This window comes from Paenibacillus sp. 01T422 (genome assembly GCF_056398785.1).
On record NZ_JBFTQB010000627.1, the window covers coordinates 1 to 3,905 of the forward strand.

The 3,905-nt window shown below is 45.9% G+C and carries 1 protein-coding gene and 2 pseudogenes; all 3 read right to left on the reverse strand.

The genetic code is table 11. The features are described 5' to 3' along the window. A pseudogene (locus tag AC1DUA_RS27575) lies at positions 1 to 233 on the reverse strand (cache domain-containing sensor histidine kinase); the annotation flags it as partial. Between the two features lie 157 nt (positions 234 to 390). Further along, complete coding sequence (locus tag AC1DUA_RS27580) at positions 391 to 3,402, reverse strand: glycoside hydrolase family 2 TIM barrel-domain containing protein (RefSeq protein ID WP_477502808.1); 3,012 nt, start codon at positions 3,400 to 3,402, stop codon at positions 391 to 393. A gap of 215 nt (positions 3,403 to 3,617) precedes the next feature. Continuing rightward, positions 3,618 to 3,710: pseudogene (locus tag AC1DUA_RS27585) on the reverse strand (BBE domain-containing protein); the annotation flags it as partial. Between the last annotated feature and the right edge of the window lie 195 nt (positions 3,711 to 3,905).

A 3,905-nucleotide genomic window follows, 5' to 3' on the forward strand; every position in this document is an offset into this window, starting at 1 on the left:
GTTAATATATTGCCAGAAATATTATCCATTTGTTTTAAGCTGGAATCCAGATGTAGCTTGAGCTGGTCTACCGCATAAAGTCCATAATTGCCAAACTGTTTATTCACAATCTCGGACGACTTATTGGTTGAAAAATAACAGAGCGTAAGCAGAGGCAGGATCGCTACCGTCAAGAAAAAAACAAGCAGTTTGGTGTTGACGCTCTTAATCAACGGAAAATATTTGGACTTCATTCCTATCAGCCTTCTTTAACTTGGAGTAAGAATAATCATCGGGTCCTTCTATTTTATCATATAAACTCGTATTTATGGTATCAAACAAGAGGAATAGACAAACAAGTGCCCCCTAGGTCAGCAACTTTGGGGACACCTTCATACTTATTTATTGGAATTATAATTCGTCTTCTTTAAAAATTGGCATGATGTGCAGTTCGAACTGGAATTCTCTCTCATCCAATCGATATTGCTCCAGAAGCTCCGGACCACACGAATTCGATCCTACACCGCTCATCTTGTAATCGAGATGAACGATCGTTTCCTTCCGTTTCACCAGCTCAACATCGTGCGTTGCTAGCGTTAAGTCCTCTGGGCTATAGTGTGACGCGTTAAAGCTGAATTCGCCATCGCTTGTAAAGCGTAGACCCATCCCCTGCTCATTGGACACAATCGCCCATTCGGTGCCGTATCTGGCTCCATTCTCTTGCGGCATAATATAATTCTCGAACATATCATCCACACGCAGCAGATATTTGCCTTTTCTTACGCTGTGGCGTTTATCAATGTAGCTTTCATGCGGCCCCAGTCCGAAATATTCCACCTCTTCCGTTCCGCCAGGCATCGTCAGCTGCAAGCCAAAGCGTGGAAGGAACGTAAGTCCCTCTCTGACATTCACGTTCACACGTAGAGCAATTGCCCCTGTACCGTCGATTCTCCAGATTGCTGTGCCGTGAAGAAGGGGAATCTTAATATAGCCGCCTAGTGAGAAATCAACTGTAATCTCCACATCCGCCTGCGACTGCTTGCTGATCTCCGCCTTGTACACATGCATTACCGCACGATCATAATTGTCTTCAAGCCACAAACGTTTAATTTTACGGTCGTTATCCGTTGGCGCCCGCCAAATATTGAACTTCGGAGGAGCCTCAATCATATTCACACCATGCTTGGTTATCCGCGTGAAGGTACCATCATGCAGATCAAAAACATGGCGGAAATCAAATCCTTCTACAATCAGGCTGTGATCTTGCTGCTGCACCTCAATTGTGGCACTCGTCTCGATCCGTGGCAGATTCTCAACAACAACAGGCAGCTCAAACTGTTCGAACGTAATCTCGTGTCCTGCAGCTGCCCACTGGGTATCCCGGCGCAGTTTGAAGCTTACTGTAAGGAAATATCGGCTTGCTGACGACTCCGGCAGCTGATAAGGAATTGTTACGGTTTGCGTCTGATGAGGAGCGGCATTGACCTCGTTCATCTCGCCCTGTTCAGTGGTTCGTCCATCCTTCTCCATTTTCCAAGTCATGACGACATGGGCAAGATCCTGAAAGTCATACAGATTCGTCACTGTGATGACTCCCTTACGCAAGTCCGCAGCCTCTACCCGAATTGGCGCAATCACTTTTTTGAGTTCCAATAGGCCTGTATGTGGTTTGCGGTCGGGGTCCACGAGCCCATCGATACAGAAGTTGCCGTCATTGGGTTGATCACCGAAATCGCCGCCATAAGCGAAGAATGGCGTGCCGCCCGGGGTACGCGTCTTGATGCCGTGATCCKACCATTCCCAGACACAGCCGCCCATGAGTTTGGGATGCTTATAGATGACATCCCAGTAATCTTTCAGATCGCCTGGTCCATTCCCCATCGCGTGACTGTATTCGCATAAAAACATCGGTTTGGTGCTGTTCTCGTCACTGGCGTAAGCATCAATGTAAGCAGGAGAAGAATACATGCGTCCTTCCACATCGATCACTTCCGTATCGGCGCTGCCCTTGTGCCGAGGATCGATACCCTCATAATGGACCGGTCTGGAACGGTCTCTGGCTTTCGTCCATGCTGCCATGGCAATATGATTCACGTCATAACCGGATTCGTTGCCCATTGACCACATTACGATGGAAGGGTGATTTTTATCCCTTTCCACCATTCGCTCTGCCCGATCAACGAAAGCTCGCTGCCAAGCTGGATTCTTGGTCAGCATATGGTAGTCACCTGCGTGGAACACACCATGACATTCCAGATCGGCCTCATCGATGACATAAAATCCATATTCGTTGCACAGATTTAGAAACCGAGGATCGTTCGGGTAATGGGACGTTCGAACCGTGTTGATATTGTGGTTCTTCATTAAAATTAAGTCTTTGATCATATGATTCATCGGAATCGTTTGCCCTAGCTCCGGATGCGAGTCATGACGGTTAACCCCTTTTAATTTGACCGGCATACCGTTGATTAAGAAGACACCAGCTTTAATCTCAATTTTTCTGAACCCGACTTGAAACAGCAGCACTTCGTCGCCAGCGTAAACATATAGTTGATACAAATAAGGCTGCTCTGCATTCCACAGCTTCGGCTCGTCTATTTGAAGTTCGATGGTTCCGCTTCGATCGATGAGTGAGTTTCCCTCCTGGATGAGCTGGTCTGCGGCATCTTTTAATTCGACTCTGACGGGTAAAGCTCCCGTTGTTGTAATCTCACAACGAAGGGTGGCTTGGCGCAGATCTTCCGATAACACCTGGCGGTTGAACACGTCCCTGATGTGGTTCTTGCTGCGCGCAAGCAGGTAAACATCCCTGAAAATCCCGGAAAATCTCCACAGATCCTGATCCTCCAGATACGTGCCATCACACCACTTCAGCACCATGACCGCCATCCGATTCTTGCCAGCCTTCAGATAGGGTGAGATATCGAACTCTGCAGGGACTCGGCTGCCTTGACTGTAACCGACGAACGCGCCATTCACCCATAGATACATACAAGAGTTGACACCTTCGAAAACCATATATTTCTCTTTGTCCGCCCATTGCTCGGAAACTTGAAATTCCCTGACATACAATCCGGCCGGATTCTCATTCGGAACAAAAGGCGGATCACACGGGAATGGATAATTAACATTCGTGTAGTGATTCTGATCATATCCATTCACCTGCCAACAAGATGGCACGATCATATCATCCCAGCCGTTCACATCGGCATTGGCATCATAGAAACCATCCCGCACCTCTTTCACGCTGCGCACATACTGAAACTTCCAAAGTCCGTTCAAAGTCTGATAATACGGAGATTTCCCTCGCTTGTGATTAAATGCGCTTGCCTCATCCGCATAAGGGATATAATAGGCTCGCGGAGCTATTCTATTGATATGCAGAACATCTAAGTTTTCCCAATATTTTTCAATTTTTATCACTTTCGTGTGACTCCTCACCTGTGTTTAGTAAACGATTACAACCTACTCTCTCATCTTAGTTGGAATGGACCTATTTTCGCACAGACATATGTTTGAAAATGGTGCACTCTTTTTCGAAATACGCCTATATGGCTGGTTGAAACGTTTCCTATCGTCTTTTTGTTTGATTTATTCGCTATTTTGTTTGAAGACAGGTACCTGTTGAACTTGTAGCTTCATAATACACTCCGTAATCTTTCATAATTCTTGCCATAGTAAACTGGACCGGAGTTTTTAATGCCTTGATCTGGAACGTTAATTAAAAAGCCGCAATCAAAATGATCACGGCTTTAAACTTCTTTTATTTAATTGCTTTGATGATTGCTGATTGAATATAACTATCTATGTTCGCGCCAGGCATCCAATCCTTAATAAACTCTCGGGAATCGTCTTTAGGTTCAACAATAATATTCTGAAACCCACTTCTTTGCAGAAACGCTATTACCTCATGAACAGTAGATGCC